The 2,991-nt window shown below is 44.4% G+C and carries 3 protein-coding genes; all 3 read right to left on the bottom strand.

Translation table 11 applies throughout. The annotated features are described in order from the left end of the window. Window positions 1–636, bottom strand: a 636-nt coding sequence (locus tag MUP17_01555; GenBank protein ID MCJ7457662.1) for a CapA family protein, incomplete at its 3' end; no start/stop codon positions are given. A 231-nt stretch (window positions 637–867) separates the two neighbouring features. Next, complete coding sequence (locus tag MUP17_01550) at window positions 868–2,136, bottom strand: M23 family metallopeptidase (GenBank protein MCJ7457661.1); 1,269 nt, start codon at window positions 2,134–2,136, stop codon at window positions 868–870. A gap of 32 nt (window positions 2,137–2,168) precedes the next feature. Further along, a partial coding sequence (amrA, locus tag MUP17_01545; protein ID MCJ7457660.1) for an AmmeMemoRadiSam system protein A occupies window positions 2,169–2,991 on the bottom strand: 823 nt, incomplete at its 5' end.

The raw sequence follows: 2,991 nt of genomic DNA, 5'->3' as shown, positions 1-2,991 counted from the left end.
GCTATAGGCGATGAGTTTCCCCTTGTAAAGCTCTATCCCCTGAAAAGTATGTGGGTGATGCCCTACGACTATATCTGCACCGCAGTCAATTGCCATATGAGCCAAGCTCTTCTGATACTCAGTTGGAAAATCCTGATATTCTATACCCCAGTGAAATGAGACTACGATGAAGTCTGCAGATTCCTTAACCTTTTCGAGATCTTTAATTATCCAGGCATGCCTCGCCTTGGCTACACCTGGATGGTCTTGTCCTGCAGGGAATGCACCTGGAGAAAGGTCGTATCCCAAGAAAGCTATTTTCAGATCACCCAGATCGAAAATTGCGGGCATTCTGGCTTCTGTTACATTTTTACCTGCACCAATTACTTTGATATTGTTCTTATTCAAAACCTCAAGCGTTTGCTCAAAAGCCTTTTTGCCATAATCGTATGAATGGTTATTTGCCAGATTGAGCACCTTAAACCCAGCATAGACCAACCCTTTTACTGACTCCGGATCACCGCGAAAAGAATAGAGCTGGTCCCCTCTGGCTCCCCGGGTGGAAAGGGGAGATTCTAAATTTCCGAAAGTGACCTCTGCAGAATTCGTGATCTCAGCGATATTTTTGAAAGGGTAAAGATAACCTTTGGTCCTCATAGCGACATCTACGCCCCGCGAGAGCATTATATCACCAACCAGAATCAGACCATGTTCTCTTACTAAGAAGGGATTTTCCTGCAGGAGTGGGGCTTCTGACTTACAAATGCAAGGAGAAACAAAATAGAACAAGAGAAAGAGGAGAAACAATCTTTTTGAAGAAAGCATTTTTGAGAAGGGTTTTAAGAAGGGACAGAACACTGTTCTGTCCCTACACCACTCAACTGAAATTTATTCAGCAGAAGCAAAAGTAAGCTCGTTAGTCAAAAGGTTCAGAGCGTAAAGGAGGTTTTCTTTTTTAGAGTTGAAATCAGGCAGGCAGTTCCCTTTAACGGGTCTGGCTGAGGGCAGGTTCATCTTTAAAGGATTAACGTACCTTCCGCTAACCATGCATCTGTAATCCAGGTGCGGGCCGGTGGTAATTCCGCTTGTTCCTACCCTGCCGATTATCTCGCCCTGTGCAACTCTGGCGCCATTCCTTATTTTCAGGGCAAAGGAGGAGAGATGTCCATAAGAGGTCATGAACCCATTGGCATGCCTGATCTCGATTGCTCTTCCCAGACCTCTTTTCCAGCCGGCAAAAGTAACCATACCGTCTGCTGAGGAGACTACTGGCGTGCCGTAAGGGGCAGCATAATCTACCCCATAATGGGGTCTGTAGGTTTTAAATACCGGATGAAGCCTGGAAGCCGAGAAGGTTGAGGTGATTCTCCTGTAGTTTAGAGGCGATCTTAAAAAAGCTTTCCTCAAAGATTTCCCTGCCAGATCAAAATAGTCAGACTGCCCCTCCGGGTCCTGATATAGTATCGCATCATATTTTGTCCCTGAGGCTTCGTATTCTGCTGCTAATATCTCGCCGTAACTTACGAACTTCCCGTCCTTTTCATATTCCTCATAAATCAGTTTGTATCTATCACCTTTCTGGGGCTCATTTAAAAAGTCTATCTGCCAGGCGAAAATATCAGAGAACTTCATTATCAGTTCCGGATTTTCGCACTTGGTTCTCATATCCTCCCACAGGGAGTTTTTTATCTTGCCCTCCAGACCTTTCACGATTCGGGTGAGTTTTACCGGCACAGAATAGGCAACTAAATCTCCTTCTTTATTAACTACTTTATACCTTTCTAAAAGCCCTTTCTGATATTCAAAAGAGAGGAGCAGATGGTCAGGTGAGGCTAAAAGGGAAAAAAAATCTCCAGGCTTGCATTTTCTCAAATCTAAAACCTTGGACAAAGACCTGGTAAGCTCTGAGATCAGCTCTGAAGGAAGCCCTTTCTTAAAAAGTGAAATGGCTAAAGGCTGGTTTTTCTCTATGGTGCCGGAAAAGATGCACCCTAACTGAAACTCTGAGGAGAAGGCATTATTTTCCTCTAATAGAAGGTTCGGAATCGTTTTCTGGACAGTTGGAGGAAGTAGTGGCCGGGTGAAAAAAAGGCTGAGAAAATAAAACAGCACAAGGCTGAGGACCAGGCTTCTGGCTATCTTGGCGACCTTTCTCATATCCCTCCTTTACTCGAAAATCCTTTTCCGGACTAAAATACATCTGCCGAGAAAATATATACCTCAGTATCCTCATCCTTCCAGCAGTCTTTATCGTACATACCAGCTTTAAAGCAAGTCTGCTCCAAAAAAGTTTTCCGGTCCCAGTTATTCTCTGTGGCTACCTGGGGCAAAAGGAGTCCGGAATAGTAACCCTTTCTGATCAAAATCCCGTGCGTTCCTACCTGAATCTGGCTCACATCCGTTATCCTTTTCAAAGGAGTAAGAACTGAAATCTCAATTTTCAAATCTTTTAACTCATCTTTAGTTACCGGATTGAACCTGGTATCATGCAGAGCTGCGGCTTCTGCCATCTCCTGAACGGTTTGATAAAGCGGCTTTATTGCCTGGATGTAACCGATACAACCTCTCAAGTCCCCATGTTTTTTTATGGTCACAAAAGCACCCCTGTTCTCTTTAAGCACCTCTGAGGTTATCTTATATTCGGGACATTTTATTCCTTTTACCTTGCACTCGATCGTCTCCTTGGCAAGCTTAAGCAAAAATGTTTTGTCTTTATCCGAGATCCTGGAGTCTGTGTCTTTCTTTTTCTGGACCTCCTTTTCAGCCTTTTCCTTTGGAGGATCATCTGAATTTTTCCCTGTGTTGTAGAAAACTGCTGACATATAACCCACCACGCCAGATTTATCCCCGGTCACATCCCCGGAATTGGCATATTTGATTACTTTGGACTTGTCTGCTCCCAACTCCTTTGCCGCTATCATGGCTGAGATAATCGGTCCTCCGCCGCAGGCTTCGCACCGGTCAGAGGTAAGGTCTTCAAAAAACGCCCTGGGATTAAAGGCGTTCACATTT

It is taken from the genome of Candidatus Zixiibacteriota bacterium, assembly GCA_022865345.1.
GTDB lineage: Bacteria > Zixibacteria > MSB-5A5 > MSB-5A5 > RBG-16-43-9 > RBG-16-43-9.
This window is presented reverse-complemented; position numbering and strand designations above follow the sequence as displayed.